The organism is Serratia entomophila, from assembly GCF_021462285.1.
GTDB classification, from domain to species: Bacteria; Pseudomonadota; Gammaproteobacteria; order Enterobacterales; family Enterobacteriaceae; genus Serratia; species Serratia entomophila.
Genome location: NZ_CP082787.1, coordinates 2,284,436 through 2,301,129, shown reverse-complemented (window position 1 = coordinate 2,301,129; position 16,694 = coordinate 2,284,436). Strand labels below are relative to the sequence as shown.

Sequence of the window (16,694 nt, the reverse complement as noted above, 5' to 3'; positions counted from 1 at the left end):
CAGCCTGATGAAGAATATTCATTATCAGCCCACATCCGCTTTCGGGACGCTGCGCACGCCGCCTCCCCTGACTTTCTCATCTGGCTTCTCGCTCGGTCACAAGAAGGAACATTATATGGCCTCATTTTCCGGTATTTGGGTTGCGCTGGTTACCCCTTTCAATAACGACGCCGTTGACCTGCCGGCAACCAAACGGCTGGCGCAACACCTGCTCGCCTCCGGCGTGTCCGGGCTGGTGGTCTGCGGTTCTACCGGCGAGGCCGCCGCACTGAGCAAAGAAGAACAGCTGGCGGTGCTTGACGCCGTGCTGGAAGTGGCGCCGCCGCGCCAGGTGGTGATGGGGCTGTCCGGCAACAACATGGCCGCCACCCTGCAGATGCAGCAAGCCATTCAGCTGCGCGACATCGCCGGCCTGCTGATCCCGGCGCCCTATTACATTCGCCCGTCGCAGTGCGGCCTGGTGGATTACTTTACCCAACTGGCCGACGCCGCCAGCGTGCCGGTGATCCTCTACAATATCCCGCAGCGCACCGGCATCCCGCTGGAGCTGGCGACCCTGCGCCAACTGGCCCGCCATCCGCGCATCGCGGCGGTGAAAGACTGCGGCGGCAACCCGGACGCCACCATGGCGCTGATCGCCGACGGTGAGATTGACGTACTGACCGGCGAAGACAACCTGATCCTCACCACCCTGTGCCTCGGCGGCACCGGCGCCATCTCCGCTTCCGCACACCTGCACCCGGAACGCTTTGTTCAGCTGGTGCAGCAGGTGGCCAATGGCGATCTGGCGGCGGCGCGCAGCAACTTTTACGCGCTGCTGCCGATGATCCACCAGATGTTCAGCTTCCCGAACCCGGCGCCGGTCAAGGCGGCATTGGCGCAGCAGGGGCTGATTCGCAACGAGCTGCGTTCACCGATGCAGGCGGCCCCGCAGGCGCTGCAACAGCAGATCGCCGCTACGCTGGCACGGCTGCAGCCGACTGATGCGCTGATCGACTAAATTTGTTAGCTAAACCGCTGTAATTTTAGCGCTATGGAACTAGGATGAGAGGTTAAGCATGCCTGTCATTCATCACTATCAAGGAGCTATCGATGAAACTGTTCTATAAAGCCGGCGCCTGTTCTCTCTCCCCGCATATCGTGCTGCGCGAGGCCGGCCTGGATTTTACGGCGGAAAAGGTCGACCTGGCGCAGAAAAAAACCGAGAGCGGCGCCGATTACCTGAGCATTAACCCGAAAGGACAGGTGCCGGCGCTGGTGCTCGACGACGGCAGCCTGCTGACCGAAGGCGTGGCTATCGTGCAATACCTGGCTGACCGCGTGCCGGATCGCAATCTGATCCCGGCGGCGGGCACGCTGTCGCGCTACCATGCGATTGAATGGCTGAACTATATCGCCACCGAGCTGCATAAGGGCTTCAGCCCGTTGTTCAACCCGAAAACGCCGGACGAGTACAAGGCCCTCGCGCGCGCCAAGCTGGAGCATCAGTTCAGCTATCTGGATTCGGTGCTGGCTAAGCAGCATTTCCTGTTGGGGAGCCGTTTCAGCGTCGCCGACGCCTATCTGTTTACCGTGACGCGTTGGGCGATCGCCCTGCAGTTTGATATCCGCCAGCACGCCCATCTGGCGGCCTGGTTCGATCGCGTCGCGGCGCGGCCGGCGGTTGATGCGGCGCTGAACGCCGAAGGATTGAAGTAATATCGCCGCCCCGGCCGCAAAAGCCGGGGCCCGATGCCGATTACAGTTTTACCGCTTTGAATGCGCTGCGCGGCTGCGCTATCCGATCCTGCGCCGCCACGACCTGCAATTCGTACTCGCCCATTTGCTGCGTCGTCAGCATCACTTCATACACCGCTGCGGTAACGTGTTCCAACGCCTTGTCCAGCGCCAGGCCTTTCAGCAAACTCACCAGCAGCAGGCCGCTGGTCAGGTCACCCACGCCAACCGGCTGGCGCGCGCCGAAATCCACCAGCGGGCGGCTGATGTGCCAGGCTTCATCCGCCGTTACCAGCAGCATTTCGAAACAGTCCGCATGATAACCGGCACGGCTCAGGTGCTTGACCAGCACCAGTTTCGGCCCCTTGGCGATCAGCTCGCGGGCGGCGCTCACCGCCTGGCCTACGTCGGCGACCTCCCGCCCGCTCAGCATTTCCAGCTCCAGCAGGTTCGGCGCGATCATGTCGCTGCACGGCAGCGCCTCTCGGCAGTGGAACTCCGCCACGCCCGGCGCCACGATACAGCCTTTTTCCGGGTGCCCCATAACCGGATCGCAGAAATACCAGGCGTTCGGGTTGGCCTGCTTGACCTGGCGCACGATCTCCAGGATATGGCCGCCCTGCTCCGGCGAGCCGATATAACCGCTCAACACCGCATCGCAGTTTTTCAACTGGTCGATATTCGCTATCCCCTGAACGATTTCGGTCAGGTGGCTGGCCGGCATCACGCAGCCGGTCCACTTGCCGTACTGGGTATGGTTGGAAAACTGCACGGTGTTCAACGGCCAGACGTTGACGCCCATACGGCGCATGGGAAACTCCGCTGCGCTGTTGCCGGCATGGCCAAATACCACATGGGACTGAATAGAAAGAATGTTTTTCATTTTACCCTGCATAGCCAAAAATAAAGGGGCCTCCGGGGCCCCTTGACGTTGTTGTTCCGTTACTTCCAGTCCACCAGGCAGTAATGCTTTTTGCCGCGGCGCAGCAGCGTGTAGCGGCCGAACAGGCGGTCCGCATCGCTGAAGCGGTATTCTGCGTCAGACTGTTTTTCGCCGTTGATGGTCACCGCGTTGGAGCCGATCATGGTGCGCGCCTGGCCGCGTGAAGGCACCAGCTCGGCATTCACCAGCGCCTGCTGCAGGTCCGCCTCGCCATCCAGTTTGATGGTCGGCATGCCGTCCTGCGCCAACTGGGCGAAGTCCGCTTCGGTCATGTCGTGCAGCGCACCGGAGAACAGGCTCTGGGTGATGCGCTTGGCCGCAGCCAGGCCTTCCGCCCCATGCACCATCCCGGTCACTTCTTCCGCCAGCACGTACTGGGCGCGCGGCGCCTTGCCGCTGTTCTTGTCTTCTTCTTCCAGCGCGTTGATGTCTTCCAGGCTCATGAAGGTGAAGAACTTCAGGAAACGGTAAACGTCGGCGTCGGCGGTGTTGATCCAGAACTGGTAGAACTTGTACGGGCTGGTTTTTTCCGGCGCCAGCCAGACTGCGCCGCCTTCGGTTTTACCGAATTTGGTGCCGTCCGCTTTGGTGATCAACGGCACGGTCAGGCCGAACACCTGCTTCTGATGCATGCGGCGGGTCAGATCGATACCGGAGGTGATGTTGCCCCACTGGTCGGAACCGCCAATCTGCAGCTCAACCTGATGGCGGTTGTACAGCTCGGAGAAGTCAAAGCCCTGCAGCAGGTTGTAGGAGAATTCGGTGAAGGAGATGCCGGAATCGTCACGGTTCAGACGCTGCTTGACCGCTTCCTTGTTGATCATCTGATTCACGGAGAAATGTTTGCCGATATCGCGCAGGAAGGTCAGCACGTTCATGCCGCCGAACCAGTCGTAGTTGTTGGCGGCGATAGCGCTGTTGCCGCCGCAGTCGAAGTCGAGGAACGGCGAAACCTGTTTGCGGATCTTCTCCACCCACTCGTTCACCGTGTCGGTGGTGTTCAGCTTGCGCTCGGCCGCTTTGAAGCTCGGATCGCCGATCAGACCGGTGGCGCCGCCCACCAGCGCTACCGGCTGGTGGCCGGCCAGCTGGAAGCGCTTCAGGCACAACAGAGGAACCAGATGGCCCAAATGCAAGCTGTCGGCGGTCGGATCGAAACCGCAATACAGTGCAATTGGCCCTTGCGCCAGTCGCTCCGCTAACGCTTCCTCATCCGTAACCTGGGCAACGAGGCCCCGCTCTTGCAGTTGTTTAATCAAGTTGCTGCTTGCCATCAATGACTCCATGTATAAACGAATGCACCTTTGCCGGTACACGGCTTTCCGCCCAGTGGCGAAATACGAAATTCAGGGTAGCGCATAGAATAAAGCGCCGGCGACGTCAGTGCCAGCGCTTAGAAGGGATTTTCCGTCTTCAGGGTGCCAGTCGGTCAATTTTCCAGTCATTCCCGTCTCGCTGGTACAGGAAACGGTCATGCAGGCGGTTGGCGCCGCCCTGCCAGAACTCGACGGAGTCGAAATTCACCCGGAACCCGCCCCAAAAACTGGGCAGCGGCACTTCACCCTGCTGGAATTTTTGCTTCAGTTCGAGGAATTTGCTTTCCAGCACGCCGCGCGCGGAGATGCGGGACGACTGTTGGGAGACCCAGGCGCCGATCTGGCTGTCTTTCGGCCGGCTGTGGAAGTACTTCAGCACCTCCAGCGTCGACAGGCGCTCCGCCTGGCCGAGGAAGATCACCTGGCGGTCGAGCATGTGCCAGGGAAACAGCAGGCTGATGCGCGGGTTGTGCGCCAGCTGCTGCGCCTTGCGGCTGCCGAGGTTGGTATAGAACACCAGGCCTTTATCGTCGACATGCTTGAGCAGCACGATGCGCTGATAAGGCTGGCCGTTTTCGTCTACGGTGGCGACGCACATGGCGGTGGGGTCCGCCAGGCGCGCATCGCAGGCCTGTTTTAGCCAGCGTTCGAACAGCTCGAGCGGATTGGCGGTCAGATCGTTACGGCGCAGCCCGCCGCGAGTATATTCACGGCGCAGGTCCGCAACATCAAACTCATTCTTTTCAATCATCTGGTTTATCAACCAACCGAAAAATGTGTCGTTACATTCTGCGCCTGCGGCGTCAGGATCTCAATCGTTCTGACGCCGCCGGCCAATCAGTTAGCCTGTACGCAGTCGCTCATCACTACCTTGCCGTTGCGTTCGAGGTAGGCGTTTTGGCCCTTGGACCAGAAAGTGTACTTGCCGTCGCTGTACTTGGCGCCGGTCAGCGCCAACACCTGCTTCAGATGCAGCTGTTCGCCGTCCATCAGCAAGCTGACTTCGCTGGCCTTGCCGTCCAGCGATACCGTCAGCGGCGTGGTGCCGCACTGATAATGCAGCGTCTGGCTGCTTTGCGGCAGCAAGTAGCTGCAACCGGACAGCGCCAGCGCGCCTGCGGCGAAAATGACCTTTTTCATGCTGTTGCTCCTTAGGGATATCAATCCATTTCTATCCTAACAGAGCTAACGACGCCCTAAAGGCAAAACCGGATAAATCCCACCGAGCAGGGTTTCGCGGCTGGCGCCGGTCACCGACGGCAGGTTGCCGGCCTGGCCGGACAGCGTGCGAAACGCCAGCCAGGCGAAGGCCAGCGCCTCCATGTCGTCGCCGCTGACGCCGAAATCGTCGGTCAGCCCCACCTCGGTGCCCGGCAGCATCGCCGACATGCGCGCCATCAACAACGGGTTGCGCGCCCCGCCGCCGCACACCAGCAGCCGTTCGCAGCCGCCGGCCAACTGCACCTGTTCGCAAATGCTGATGGCCGTCAGCTCCGCCAACGTGGTTTGCACATCCCGCGGGCTGACCGCCGGCAAGCCAGCCAGCTGCCGCTCCAGCCAGGCGATATTGAAGTATTCACGGCCGGTGCTCTTCGGCGCAGGCAAGGCAAAATAGGGATCCGCCAGCATCTGTTGCAGCAGCGGCAGGCAAACGCGCCCCTGCATCGCCCAGCCGCCGTCCTTGTCGTAAGGCTGCGATAAATGGCGCCAGACCCAGGCGTCCATCAGCATATTGCCCGGCCCGGTATCGAAACCGCGCACCGGCGTGCCGGGCAGCAGCAGCGACAGGTTGGCGATACCGCCGATGTTCAGCACCATCCGGCGTTCGGTGGAATGCGCCAACAACGCCTGGTGGAAGGCCGGCACCAACGGCGCGCCCTGGCCGCCGTAGGCCATGTCGCGCCGACGGAAATCGCCAATGGTGGTGATGTCGGTCAGCGCCGCGATGCGGTTGTTGTCGCCCAACTGCATCGAAAAGCGCGCGTCGCCCTCGGGTTCGTGCCACACCGTCTGGCCGTGGCAGCCGATAGCGGTGATGTGCTGCGGCGGAATGCCGGTTTGCTTCAGCAAGCCGAGCACCGCTTCGCCAAACAGCGTACCCAGCTGCGCGTCCAGCCGGCCAACGGCGGCCAGCGTGGTCTGTTGCCCCTGGCACATAGCCAAAATGTCTTTCTTCAGCTGGATCGGCATCGGGTGGCTATAGCTGGCCTGCTGCGCCACCATACGTTCGTCGATCGCGGCCAACACCACGTCTACGCCATCCAGACTGGTGCCGGACATAACACCTATATAGCGGCCTGACTTCATAGCGACATCCTTTAACCCCGCACGGGGAAGCAAACTTTTAACCTGACAAATAAACCAGAATTAAAGGATTAACGCCATGAATTATGATGCCTTTTTTCATTGCCGTGAGCGCAGCGTCCGTTTGCCGGGCCGCACAGGCTTTGATTATCCGTGTTAAACCGCGGCTCAACCTGCAACGGAATCTTCCCCGGCGCTGTCATAAAGCTAAACCACGGTTTATTATTGGTTGAACAGAGGAAAGTTAAGCTGCGTGCAGCGATGGGGAATGGTGATATACGTAGCTTTACGCCATACTTTGTCTATCATTTTCACTGAATCTGGCCTGGAAAGGTTCCCCAGGTTATGGACTACTACTATCAGGAGTTTTATATGATCAAGCGTCTTCTCGTCGTTGCCATCGCCGCCGTCACTCTGGCGGGGTGCTCCAATGATTCCATGTCCGGCGACGTTTACAGCGCCTCACAGGCCAAACAGGTGCAGAACGTGCGTTACGGCACGCTGGTTTCGGTGCGTCCGGTCAAGATCCAGGGCGAAGGCGGCTCCAACATGATTGGCACTATCGGCGGTGCCGTGCTGGGCGGCTTCCTGGGTAACACCATCGGCGGCGGTACCGGCCGCAGCCTGGCAACCGCGGCGGGCGCAGTAGCCGGCGGCGTAGCGGGCGACCAGATTGGCGCGGCGGCGGGCCGTACCGACGGCCTGGAGCTGGAAATCAAAACCGATCAGAAAGACAACATTGTGGTGGTTCAGAAGGCCGGCGCAACCAAGTTCAGCCCAGGGCAGCGCGTACGTCTGGCGCAGATGGGCGATACCATCACCGTCTCGCCGCTGTAAGCTGGCGTAATAGAGAGGGTAAAACCGGAGGCTATGGCCTCCGGTTTTTCTTTCCGATGCTGTGAAATGTAATCGTACTAAAGAAAAAGAATATTATTGTTTGTTTTGCAGTTCGGTGATGTTTTGTTCCAGCTTGCCAATCAGACCTACCAACAGCTGCACTTCATCGGCGCTAATGCCGCTCAAAATCTCACTGCGCGTCGAAGTGATGACGCTGTCCACTTCCCTGATGATGGGATCGGCCGCTTCGGTCAGCTTGATGCGCTTCGCTCGGCGGTCATTGGCGCAGGTATGACGTGTAATCAGCCCCTTCTCCTCCAGTTGGTCCAACGTACGAACCAGCGACGGTTGCTCAATGCCGATCGCCTTAGCCAGTTGGATCTGCGACTGCTCCGGCGGCAAACGATTGATATTGTGCAAGGTGACCCAATGCGTTTGGGTCAGCTCCAGCGGCTTGAGCCGATGATCGATGAGCGCGCGCCAAACACGAACTAATCGTGCTAAATCCGAACCTAACGTAGATTCCACTTCCCCCTCCTTATAATTAGCATGCTAACATTACCTTCCCAGAGTTTAGTCTATTTTGGGTAACTCACATTAAAAACACAAATGTATATAATGTATATTGTGGAAATAGCCACCCTTTTTAACAGCTGTTGTTTAAACGTTATGCAAATATTCAACATATTCACCCTTAGGGATTGTTAATGTGAATACATCATGGTTACACACTGCGTCTCCCCTGCCCGATTTGGTGTTAGGCGCATCGCTTTATTTTCCACCAATATTTAAAGCTTTTTTACTGGGCCTGGTTTTATGGTTACTGATACATCACCTGTTACGAGACTGGATTTATTCCGGCGAAATCTGGCATCCCATGCTGATGGATTTGTCTATTTTTGTGCTGACCGTCAGCGGTTCCCTATGGATTTTAGCGAGTTGGTAACGCATGAAGCATAAAACATTAAAGTATTTTTCGACGGTGATCGTCTGCGCCTTTGCCCTTTGCGCCGGTTGGTGGCTGTGGAATTATTATATGCAATCCCCATGGACGCGTGATGGAAAAGTGCGCGCCGAACTCGTCAATATCACACCAGAAGTTTCTGGAAGATTAGAGAAAATAAACGCTAATGACAATCAGTTCGTACCTGCGGGAAGTCTGATTTTCACTCTCGACCCGGTGCCGTATCAGATCGCGCTCGCCAGCGCCGAGGCCGCGCTGGCGAAAGCGCAGTCCGATCTGGCCAAGGCGGAGCATGAAGCCGCACGCCGGCGCGGCCTGCCGAGAAGCGTTATTTCCGCCGAAGACATGGACGAGTCAAATTTAGCCGCACAGGCAATGAAAGCCGCCTATAAAGCCGCCCAGGCCAATCTGGAACAGGCGAAATGGAATTTAAGCAAAACCAAAATTTACGCCCCGACGGACGGATACATCACCAATTTACAGGCGCGGGTAGGAAACTATGCCAGCGCAGGAACGCCGCTGGTGGCGCTGGTGGACGTTCACTCGTTTTATGTGCTCGGTTATTTTGAAGAAACCAAGCTGAAGCATATAAAAGAGGGCAATAAAGCGGATATCGTTTTATATAACGGCAACATTCCGCTGCAGGGGCAGGTGGAGAGTATTGGCCGCGCCATTTACGATCAAAGCGTCGACAGCAGCGGCGATTTATTAATGGACGTCAAACCCAACGTGCCCTGGGTTCGCCTGGCGCAGCGCGTGCCGGTGCGGATAAAATTGCTCAAGGTTCCCGCCGATTTGCCGCTGGTGGCGGGCACCACCTGCACCATCTCAATTCATCAGCAAGGCTAAAGTGTGAACCTGCCGTTTCTTGAGTGGAGCCGGACCCCGTGGGGCAAAGCGACCGGCGGCCAATGGCGTTATGCGCTGCGCAACTCCCTGGCGATGTGCCTGGCGCTGTGGGTGGCCTTCGCGCTCAACCTCGACGAGCCCTACTGGGCGTTGACCTCCGCCGCAGTGGTCAGCTTCCCCACCATGGGCGGCGTGATCAGCAAGAGCATCGGCCGCATTATCGGCAGCCTGTTCGGCGCCGCCGCCTCGGTGGCGATCGCCGGGCACTGCCTGAATGATCCCTGGCTGTTCACGCTGTTTATCGCCAGCTGGATTGGGTTGTGCACCTATATCTCCAACCATTATCAGAACAACGCCTCCTACGCCTTCGCGCTGGCCGGCTATACCGCCGCCATCATCGCCTTCGCCACGGTCAACGTCACCGATACCCAACAGATTTTCGATATCGCCCAGGCGCGGGTGTGCGAGGTGATCACCGGCATTCTGTGCGGCGGGCTGATGATGATGATCCTGCCCAGCACCTCGGACGGCGAAGCCCTGCTGACCTCGCTGCGCCGCATGCAGCTGCGGCTGCTGGAACACGCCGCCATGCTGTGGCAGCCGGAGGTGACGGCGCAGATGCGCACCTCGCATGAAGGCGTCATCGGCCAGATCCTGACCATGAACCTGTTGCGCATCCAGGCGTTCTGGAGCCATTACCGGCTACGCCGGCAGAACAACCTGCTCAACTACCTGCTGCACCAGCAGCTGCGCATTACCAGCGTGATATCCAGCCTGCGCCGCATGCTGCTGAACTGGCCCGATCGCCCCGCCAACCTGATGCCGGTGCTGGAACAGCTGCTGACCGAGCTGCGCGATCCCGACACCGACAAATACCGGCTGGCGCGCATCCTGCAGCAAATTGCCCCGCAGGATGCCGCCGATTACCGCCACCGCGCCTTCTGGCTGCGGCTGCGCCATTTCTGCTGGCTCTATCTGCGCAGCAGCCGCTGGCTGTTGCGGCTGGAAAGCGCGACGCCGGTGAGCGACATCCAGCCGCCGCACGTCACCTCGCTGGCGCGCCATACCGACAGCTATGAAGCGGCCTATAACGGCCTGCGCACCTTCCTGTGCATCATCATCGGCTGCGCCTACTGGATCAACACCCAGTGGGACGCCGGCAGCTCGGCCCTGACCCTGACCGCCATCAGCTGCGTGCTCTACTCCTCAACGCCTTCGCCGATCAATAGCGTCACCACGCTGCTCAAGGCGGTGCTGCTGCTTTCCGTCGGCTGCTTTGTGGTGAAATTTGGCCTGATGATTCAGATCGACGACTTTTGGGTGTTCTGCGCCTTCCTGCTGCCGATCCTGGTCACCATGCAAATGCTGAAACTGCAGAACCCGCGTTACGCGGCGCTGTGGGGCCAACTGATCGTGTTTATGGGGTCGTTTCTCACCGTTACCAATCCGCCCAGCTACGACTACCAGTCGTTTATCAATGACAATATCGGCAAGATTGTCGGGGTGCTGCTGGCCGGCCTGGCGTTCCAGATCCTGCGCCCCAGCTCGGACAAGCGCAAAAGCCGCCGCATCATCCGCGCACTGCGGCGCGACTTTATCGATCAGCTGAGCAAGAAACCGCAGCAGAGCGAAAGCCAATTTGAATCGCTGATCTATCACCGCATCAGCCAGCTCAATCAGAGCCAGGATCAGGAAGCGCGCAGCTGGCTGCTGCGTTGGGGCGTGGTATTGCTGAACTGCAGCCATATCGTCTGGCAACTGCGCGACTGGCAAACCCGCTCAGACCCGCTGTCGGCGGTGCGCGACGTCTGCATTCACTGCCTGCGCGGCATCATGACCGAGAAAGGCGTACAGCACAGTTCGCTGGACGCCACCTTGCAGGAGCTGCAGCGCATGAGCAACGCGCTGGCGCACCACCCGGAGCAGGCGGCGCGCGACCTGGCCGGTTTGATCTGGCGGCTCTATTGTTCGCTGCAGCAGCTGCAGCAGGCAATTACCCCGCCCGAGCCGGCTCAGGCCGCCGCGGCGCGTTGATCATTTAATCACGCCGCAGGCGAAACGCTCGCCCCCGCCGCCCAGCGGCATCGGATGATCGGCGCTGTTATCGCCGCCGGCGTGCACCATCAACGCCTTGCCTTCGATTTCGCTGATTTTTTTCAGCCGCGGCGCCAATACCGGATAAGTGGCCGTGCCGTCGTCGGTGACGTAAATGGCCGGCAAGTCGCCCAAATGGCCGTCGCCATAAGGCCCGAGGTGTTTGCCGGTTTTTTGCGGATCCAGATGGCCGCCGGCCGCCAGCGCCGCCACTGCCTTACCGTCCTTCATGCCCGGCTCGCAGCTGCCTTTCTCGTGCACGTGAAAACCGTGCACCCCGGCCGGCAGCGCTTTGAGCTGCGGCGTAAACAGCAGCCCGTATGGGGTTTCGCTGATGCTGACCTTGCCGATATCCTGGCCAATGCCCTGCCCGGTCACCAAATTCATTTTCACCTCGACCGTCGCCGCCTGAGCGGCGCCGCAGGCCATCAGGCCAAGCGCCGCATACCAATAACGTTTCATCAATCCATCTCCTTAACAAGGTTGTGAACTTTCAGTATAGGAGAATGCGCGCCACTGCCGGCCGGCAGCGCCAATCTTGCCGTTTAATTCGCATTATTAATATTTCACGCTAATAATAATTTGACCGATGTTGGTCCTCTGACCAGCTGTGGTTCGGCATACCTGTACTCTACCCCGCGGCCGAAGCCTTTGATGAAGAAACGGGGCCAGGCAGCATACTCATAAGGAACTGTTATGGGCATCTTTAACTACAAAGATCTTGATGAGTCCGAATCAAAGACATTGTTTTCCGACGCGCTGGCGATCTCTACCTACGCCTATCACAATATCGATAACGGCTTCGATCAGGGCTACCACCAGACCGGGTTCGGCCTGGGGTTGCCGCTGACGCTGCTGACCGCGCTGATCGGCAGCACCCAGTCACAGGGCGGCCTGCCCGGTATCCCCTGGAATCCCGACTCTGAACAGGCGGCGACCGAAGCGGTAAATAACGCCGGCTGGTCGGTGATCGGCGCCGACCAGTTGGGCTACGCGGGCAAGACCGACGCGCGCGGCACCTATTATGGCGAAACGGCGGGCTACACCACCGCCCAGGCCGAAGTGCTGGGCAAATACGACAGCGGCGGCAATCTCATCTCCATTGGCATCTCCTTCCGCGGCACCAGCGGCCCGCGCGAATCCCTGATAACAGATACCATTGGCGACGTGATTAATGACCTGCTGGCGGGATTTGGCCCGGCCGGTTACGCCGACAATTACACGCTGAAAGCCTTTGGCACGCTGCTGGGCGACGTAGCCAAATTCGCCCAGGCAAACGGCCTGACCGGGGATGATATTGTCGTTAGCGGCCATAGCCTGGGCGGCCTGGCGGTAAACAGCATGGCGGCGCTCAGCGACGATAACTGGGGCGGTTTTTATTCTCAGTCCAACTACCTGGCCTTCGCTTCGCCGACCCAGTATGAAACCGGCGGCAAGGTGCTCAACATCGGCTATGAGAATGACCCGGTGTTCCGCGCGCTGGACGGCACCACGCTGACCCCGGCCTCATTGGGGGTGCACGATGCGCCGCAGGATTCAGCCACCAACAATATCGTCAACTTCAACGACCATTACGCCTCCGCCGCCTGGAACCTGCTGCCGTTCTCCATCCTGAATATCCCCACCTGGCTGTCTCACCTGCCGTTCTTTTATCAGGACGGTTTGATGCGGGTGCTGAACTCGGAGTTTTATTCGCTCACCGATAAAGACTCGACCATCATCGTTTCCAACCTGTCCGACGTCACCCGCGGCAATACCTGGGTGCAAGATCTGAATCGCAATGCCGAAACCCACACCGGACCGACCTTTATCATCGGCAGCGACGGCAACGATCTGATCAAGGGCGGAAGCGGCAACGATTATCTCGAAGGCCGCGACGGCAATGATGTTTTCCGCGACGACGGCGGTTACAACATCGTTTCCGGCGGCAAGGGCAATAACGTCTTCGATACCCAGCAGGCGCTGAAAAATACCCAGGTAGCCTACGACGGCGAGACGCTCTATCTGCGCGACGCCAAGGGGGGCATCACCCTGGCGGACGATATCGGCACGTTGCGCAGCAAGGAAACCTCTTGGCTTATCTTCAGTAAAGAGGTGGATCACCAGGTCACCGCCGCCGGGTTGAAATCGGACGCCGGCCTGCAGGCCTATGCCGCCTCCACCAACGGCACTGAGGGTAACGATACTCTGCAGGCCCGGGCCGGCGACGCCTGGCTGTTCGGCAAGGACGGCAACGATACGCTTCTCGGCCACGCCGGCGGCAAGCTGACCTTCGTCGGCGGCAGCGGCGACGACACGCTGAAAAGCGCCGGCGGCCACAACACCTTCCTGTTCAGCGGCGAGTTCGGCAGCGACCGGCTGTACAACTTCAGCGCCACCGACAAACTGGTGTTTATCGGCACGCAAGGCGCCAGCAGCAACATCGGCGACTATATTTCTCAACAGGACAACGATCTGGTGTTGTCCTTCGGCGCCAGTAAAGTCACGCTGGTTGGCGTTGCGTTGGATCACTTTAACGAAGGCCAGGCCGTGCTGGCATAAATGACGGGCGTAAAAAAGCCGGGCGGCCCGCGCTGCCCGGCTTTTATTTTTGCCGATTAAGGCACGTCGTAGCCCAGCGCCGCCTTGCGGATACGGAACCACTGCTGGCGGCTCAGCGCCAGACGCTGCGCTTTCAGCGCCGAACGTACGCGCTCAATCTTGCCGGAACCGATAATCGGCAGCGGCGCAGACGGCAGGCGCATCACCCAGGCATACACCACCTGTTCGATGGTCTCGGCGCCGATTTCCTGCGCCACCGCCTGCAGCTCGTCGCGCAAAGGCCGGAATTCGGCGTCGTTGAACAGACGCCCGCCGCCCAGGCAGGACCAGGCCATCGGTTTGATACGCAACTGCTGGCACTGATCGAGAGTGCCATCGAGGATCGCCGGTTGGTGGATCGGCGAAATCTCCACCTGGTTGGTCACCAGCGAAAACGGCAGACGCGACTGCAACAGCTGGAACTGCGCCGGGGTGAAGTTGGAAACGCCGAAATGGCGCACCTTGCCGCTCTTGTGCAACGCCGCAAAGGCTTCCGCCACTTCATCGGCGTCCATCAGCGGATCCGGGCGGTGGATCAGCAGCAGGTCGAGGTAGTCGGTATGCAGATGCTGCAGCGACTGCTCGGCGCTGTGCACGATATGGTCGCGGTCGGTAATGTAATGGCCAATCGGGTTGCCCGGTTTGGCGGTAGTGGCGATGCCGCATTTGGACACCAGCTCTAGCGACTGGCGCAGCGCCGGCTTCAGCCGCAGCGCCTCGCCAAACGCCCGTTCGCAGGCATAACCGCCGTAAATGTCCGCATGATCGGCGGTGGTCACGCCCAGCTCAAGATGCTGCTCAATAAACCCCAGCAACTGCTGAGGGGTCATGCCCCACTCCATCAAACGCCAGTAACCGCAAATCATGCGGGAAAATTCAGGCCCCTGCGGCGCGAGTCGAATACGATCTACCATTGCGAAAACCTCATGACATTAGTTGACGCCAGCATACACAAGCGGATGCGCAACTGGAAAGCGGAAAGCCGCCCTAACGTGCGGCAGATCAGGAAAGGATTAAAACAGCGACGGTTGCTCCGGCTGAGGCTCATCGGGCTGTTTATTGGCCCGCTGCAGGCGCAGCAGGCGTTGGCGGCACAGGCGCAGCACGTCGCGTTTTTGCGCGTCGCTCATTTGCATCCAGCCGAAGCGCTCCTCGCGGCTGCGCAGGCAGCCACGGCAAAAACCGCGCTCGTCGGCCTGGCAGATGCCGCGGCACGGGCTGGGAATGTCGAAAAACTCAAGCTGCTGCGCCACGGGGCCTCCTGCATTCTCTTGCTAATTGAAGACGTCATCGACGCCGCTGGCAAGTGTCTTTTCACACTTGCGGCGAAAATAGTCGCGCAAATAGCGCAGCGCCTGGCGGTTCCTCTCCGGCATCGCCCGTTCCAGCGTCAGGGCATGCAACCGCAGCGGCGCAGGGCGCCATTCCGGCATCAGGTGGATCAACTCGCCGCGTTTGAGTTCGTCGCCGATTTCATACAGCGGCTGGAAAGAGATCCCCAGCCCAGCCTGGGTGAAAGCGCGTATGACGTTCATGCTGCCGCTGATAATCTGCCCTTCCTCAAGGCGCAACTTCACCTGCTCGCCGGACTGATGATGCAAATTCAGGTGCACGCCGACGTAACCGCTGGAAATCCAGCTGTGCCGCACCAGGTCCTGCGGCTTTTCCGGCACCCCGTGCTGGCTGAGGTAACGCGGCGCGGCGCACAGCACTATCGGCCATTCCGCCAGCGGGTGGGCTATCATGTTGGCGTCCGCCAATTGGCGGTTGACCCGTAGCGCAATGTCTATCCGCTGTTCAATCATGTCGACGATGCGATCATCCGCCAGCACGCGCAGCCTCAGCTTGGGGTGCGCCTGCAGCAGCGGCGCCAGTGCCTCGGCCAGCGGCCGGCCGCCGATACCGACGGTGCTGGCGATGCGCAGCTCCCCCACCAGCGTATCCCGCAGCTCCGCCAACCGCTGCTCGGCCTGCTGCGCCTGCAGCAGCATCGCCTCGCAGCCGGGATAGAACGCCTCGCCCGCCTCGGTCAGCGCCAGCCGGCGGGTGGAACGGTGCAGCAACGGCACGCCGAGCGCTTTCTCCAGCGAACGCATATGCTGGCTGACCGCCGACGGCGTCATGCCCAGCCGCCGGGCCGCGCCGGCCAGCGATCCCTCCGCCACCACGGTGGCGAACACGGCCATTCGATTGAGTTTATCCACGATTATGAAGTTTTACTTAATCAAGAAAGCATGAATATGGCACTAATCAAGTCTATTGTTAAGGACTAGAGTAGAACTCAGCAGCAGGCCAAGCGGCCTGCACAATGACAGTGAACGCATTTCCGACAGGAGCAAACAGATGAAAGTAGCCATTATTGGAGCAACGGGTTTTGTAGGCCGCCGCGTGGTGGATGAAGCGCTGTCCCGCGGTTTGCAAGTGACGGCGATCGCCCGTCAGAAGAAAGACCTGCCGGAGAACGCCAATCTGACCGTCGCGCTGGGCGACATCGCCGACACCGCCTGGCTGGCGAAACAGCTGAGCGGCCAGGACGCAGTAATCAGCGCCTATAATCCGGGCTGGAGCGAAGACGATCTGTATGAAAAAACCCGCCGCGGCGCGCAGCAGATCCTCAGCGCGATAGCGCAGGCCGGCGTGAAGCGCCTGTTGGTGGTCGGCGGCGCAGGCAGCCTGGAAGTGGCCCCCGGCGTTGAGCTGGTAGATACCCCGCAGTTCCCGGAAAATATTCGCCCGGGCGCACAGGCGGTGCGAGATTTACGCAACCAGCTGCGCGATGAATCTACGCTGGACTGGACCTATCTGTCCCCCGCTGCGCTGCTGGAACCGGGCAAACGCACCGGCCAGTTCCGCCTTGGCACCACCCAATTGCTGATGAACGGCCAGGCGCCGGCCAGCATTTCGGTGGAGGATCTGGCGGTGGCGATTGTCGACGAAATCGAAAAACCGCAGTTTATCCGCGCGCAGTTCACCGCCGCCTATTAAGGATACGGCCAGGCTCCGGCCTGGCCTCCCCATAAAGCGCCCCGCCAGTAATCTGATTCTCTAAGGTTTTCTTAAGTTTCATCCTGTATATTTCGACGCATTACCT

The 16,694-nt window shown here is 59.8% G+C and carries 18 protein-coding genes; 8 read left to right on the top strand and 10 right to left on the bottom strand.

The features are described 5' to 3' along the window. The first annotated feature begins 115 nt into the window (after positions 1-115). Together dapA and gstA are read left to right on the top strand one after the other, a co-directional pair. Positions 116-1,000 carry a 4-hydroxy-tetrahydrodipicolinate synthase gene (dapA, locus tag KHA73_RS11310; protein WP_234590939.1) on the top strand — a complete coding sequence of 295 codons (885 nt, stop codon included), beginning with the start codon at positions 116-118 and terminating at the stop codon, positions 998-1,000. A 92-nt stretch (positions 1,001-1,092) separates the two neighbouring features. Beyond that, on the top strand, positions 1,093-1,698 hold the full coding sequence (gene gstA, locus KHA73_RS11305; protein ID WP_234590938.1) for a glutathione transferase GstA: 606 nt from the start codon (positions 1,093-1,095) through the stop codon (positions 1,696-1,698). Between the two features lie 40 nt (positions 1,699-1,738). Here the strand turns inward: gstA and pdxY are convergent, their stop codons facing one another. The 5 genes from pdxY to anmK form a co-directional block, all read right to left on the bottom strand. Beyond that, positions 1,739-2,599, bottom strand: a complete 861-nt coding sequence (gene pdxY, locus KHA73_RS11300) for a pyridoxal kinase PdxY (protein ID WP_234590937.1) — start codon at positions 2,597-2,599, stop codon at positions 1,739-1,741. Between the two features lie 59 nt (positions 2,600-2,658). Then, positions 2,659-3,933 (bottom strand): tyrosine--tRNA ligase, encoded by a 1,275-nt coding sequence (gene tyrS / locus KHA73_RS11295; protein WP_234590936.1) that lies wholly within the window; start codon positions 3,931-3,933, stop codon positions 2,659-2,661. Between the two features lie 139 nt (positions 3,934-4,072). After that, positions 4,073-4,726, bottom strand: a complete 654-nt coding sequence (pdxH, locus tag KHA73_RS11290; protein WP_234590935.1) for a pyridoxamine 5'-phosphate oxidase — start codon at positions 4,724-4,726, stop codon at positions 4,073-4,075. Between the two features lie 86 nt (positions 4,727-4,812). After that, a complete protein-coding gene (locus KHA73_RS11285; protein ID WP_234590934.1) occupies positions 4,813-5,115 on the bottom strand; it encodes an MliC family protein in 303 nt (100 codons plus the stop codon). Between the two features lie 45 nt (positions 5,116-5,160). Then, positions 5,161-6,282: an anhydro-N-acetylmuramic acid kinase gene (gene anmK, locus KHA73_RS11280; protein ID WP_234590932.1), complete on the bottom strand. Its 1,122-nt coding sequence runs from the start codon at positions 6,280-6,282 to the stop codon at positions 5,161-5,163. 369 nt (positions 6,283-6,651) lie between these two features. On the opposite strand from anmK, the gene KHA73_RS11275 reads away from it, so the two are divergent. Next, complete coding sequence (locus KHA73_RS11275; RefSeq protein WP_234590930.1) at positions 6,652-7,116, top strand: outer membrane lipoprotein; 465 nt, start codon at positions 6,652-6,654, stop codon at positions 7,114-7,116. 93 nt (positions 7,117-7,209) lie between these two features. On the opposite strand, the gene slyA is transcribed toward KHA73_RS11275, so the two are convergent. After that, positions 7,210-7,644 (bottom strand): transcriptional regulator SlyA, encoded by a 435-nt coding sequence (slyA, locus tag KHA73_RS11270; protein WP_234590928.1) that lies wholly within the window; start codon positions 7,642-7,644, stop codon positions 7,210-7,212. A 181-nt stretch (positions 7,645-7,825) separates the two neighbouring features. On the opposite strand from slyA, the gene KHA73_RS11265 reads away from it, so the two are divergent. The 3 genes from KHA73_RS11265 to KHA73_RS11255 are packed head-to-tail and all read left to right on the top strand — an operon-like array spanning position 7,826 to position 10,963. Beyond that, complete coding sequence (locus KHA73_RS11265; protein WP_234590926.1) at positions 7,826-8,062, top strand: DUF1656 domain-containing protein; 237 nt, start codon at positions 7,826-7,828, stop codon at positions 8,060-8,062. A gap of 3 nt (positions 8,063-8,065) precedes the next feature. Beyond that, positions 8,066-8,929, top strand: a complete 864-nt coding sequence (locus KHA73_RS11260; protein WP_234590925.1) for an efflux RND transporter periplasmic adaptor subunit — start codon at positions 8,066-8,068, stop codon at positions 8,927-8,929. Positions 8,930-8,932: 3 nt separating this feature from the next. Continuing rightward, positions 8,933-10,963, top strand: a complete 2,031-nt coding sequence (locus tag KHA73_RS11255) for an FUSC family protein (protein WP_234590923.1) — start codon at positions 8,933-8,935, stop codon at positions 10,961-10,963. Here the strand turns inward: KHA73_RS11255 and sodC are convergent, their stop codons facing one another. Beyond that, positions 10,964-11,485 carry a superoxide dismutase [Cu-Zn] SodC gene (sodC, locus tag KHA73_RS11250; RefSeq protein ID WP_234590921.1) on the bottom strand — a complete coding sequence of 174 codons (522 nt, stop codon included), beginning with the start codon at positions 11,483-11,485 and terminating at the stop codon, positions 10,964-10,966. Between the two features lie 234 nt (positions 11,486-11,719). On the opposite strand from sodC, the gene KHA73_RS11245 reads away from it, so the two are divergent. Further along, positions 11,720-13,564 carry a polyurethane esterase gene (locus tag KHA73_RS11245; RefSeq protein WP_234590920.1) on the top strand — a complete coding sequence of 615 codons (1,845 nt, stop codon included), beginning with the start codon at positions 11,720-11,722 and terminating at the stop codon, positions 13,562-13,564. 56 nt (positions 13,565-13,620) lie between these two features. Here KHA73_RS11245 and KHA73_RS11240 read toward each other — a convergent pair whose 3' ends face one another. The 3 genes from KHA73_RS11240 to KHA73_RS11230 form a co-directional block, all read right to left on the bottom strand. Continuing rightward, entirely contained in the window at positions 13,621-14,517 is an 897-nt protein-coding gene (locus tag KHA73_RS11240) for an aldo/keto reductase (RefSeq protein ID WP_234590918.1), read from the bottom strand. 99 nt (positions 14,518-14,616) lie between these two features. After that, positions 14,617-14,856 carry a DUF1289 domain-containing protein gene (locus KHA73_RS11235; RefSeq protein ID WP_234590916.1) on the bottom strand — a complete coding sequence of 80 codons (240 nt, stop codon included), beginning with the start codon at positions 14,854-14,856 and terminating at the stop codon, positions 14,617-14,619. A gap of 21 nt (positions 14,857-14,877) precedes the next feature. Beyond that, positions 14,878-15,807, bottom strand: coding sequence for a LysR substrate-binding domain-containing protein (locus KHA73_RS11230; RefSeq protein ID WP_234590914.1), 930 nt, complete (start codon positions 15,805-15,807; stop codon positions 14,878-14,880). A gap of 139 nt (positions 15,808-15,946) precedes the next feature. Between KHA73_RS11230 and KHA73_RS11225 the strand changes: the two genes are divergently transcribed. After that, complete coding sequence (locus tag KHA73_RS11225) at positions 15,947-16,588, top strand: NAD(P)-dependent oxidoreductase (RefSeq protein WP_234590913.1); 642 nt, start codon at positions 15,947-15,949, stop codon at positions 16,586-16,588. Positions 16,589-16,694: the final 106 nt, after the last annotated feature.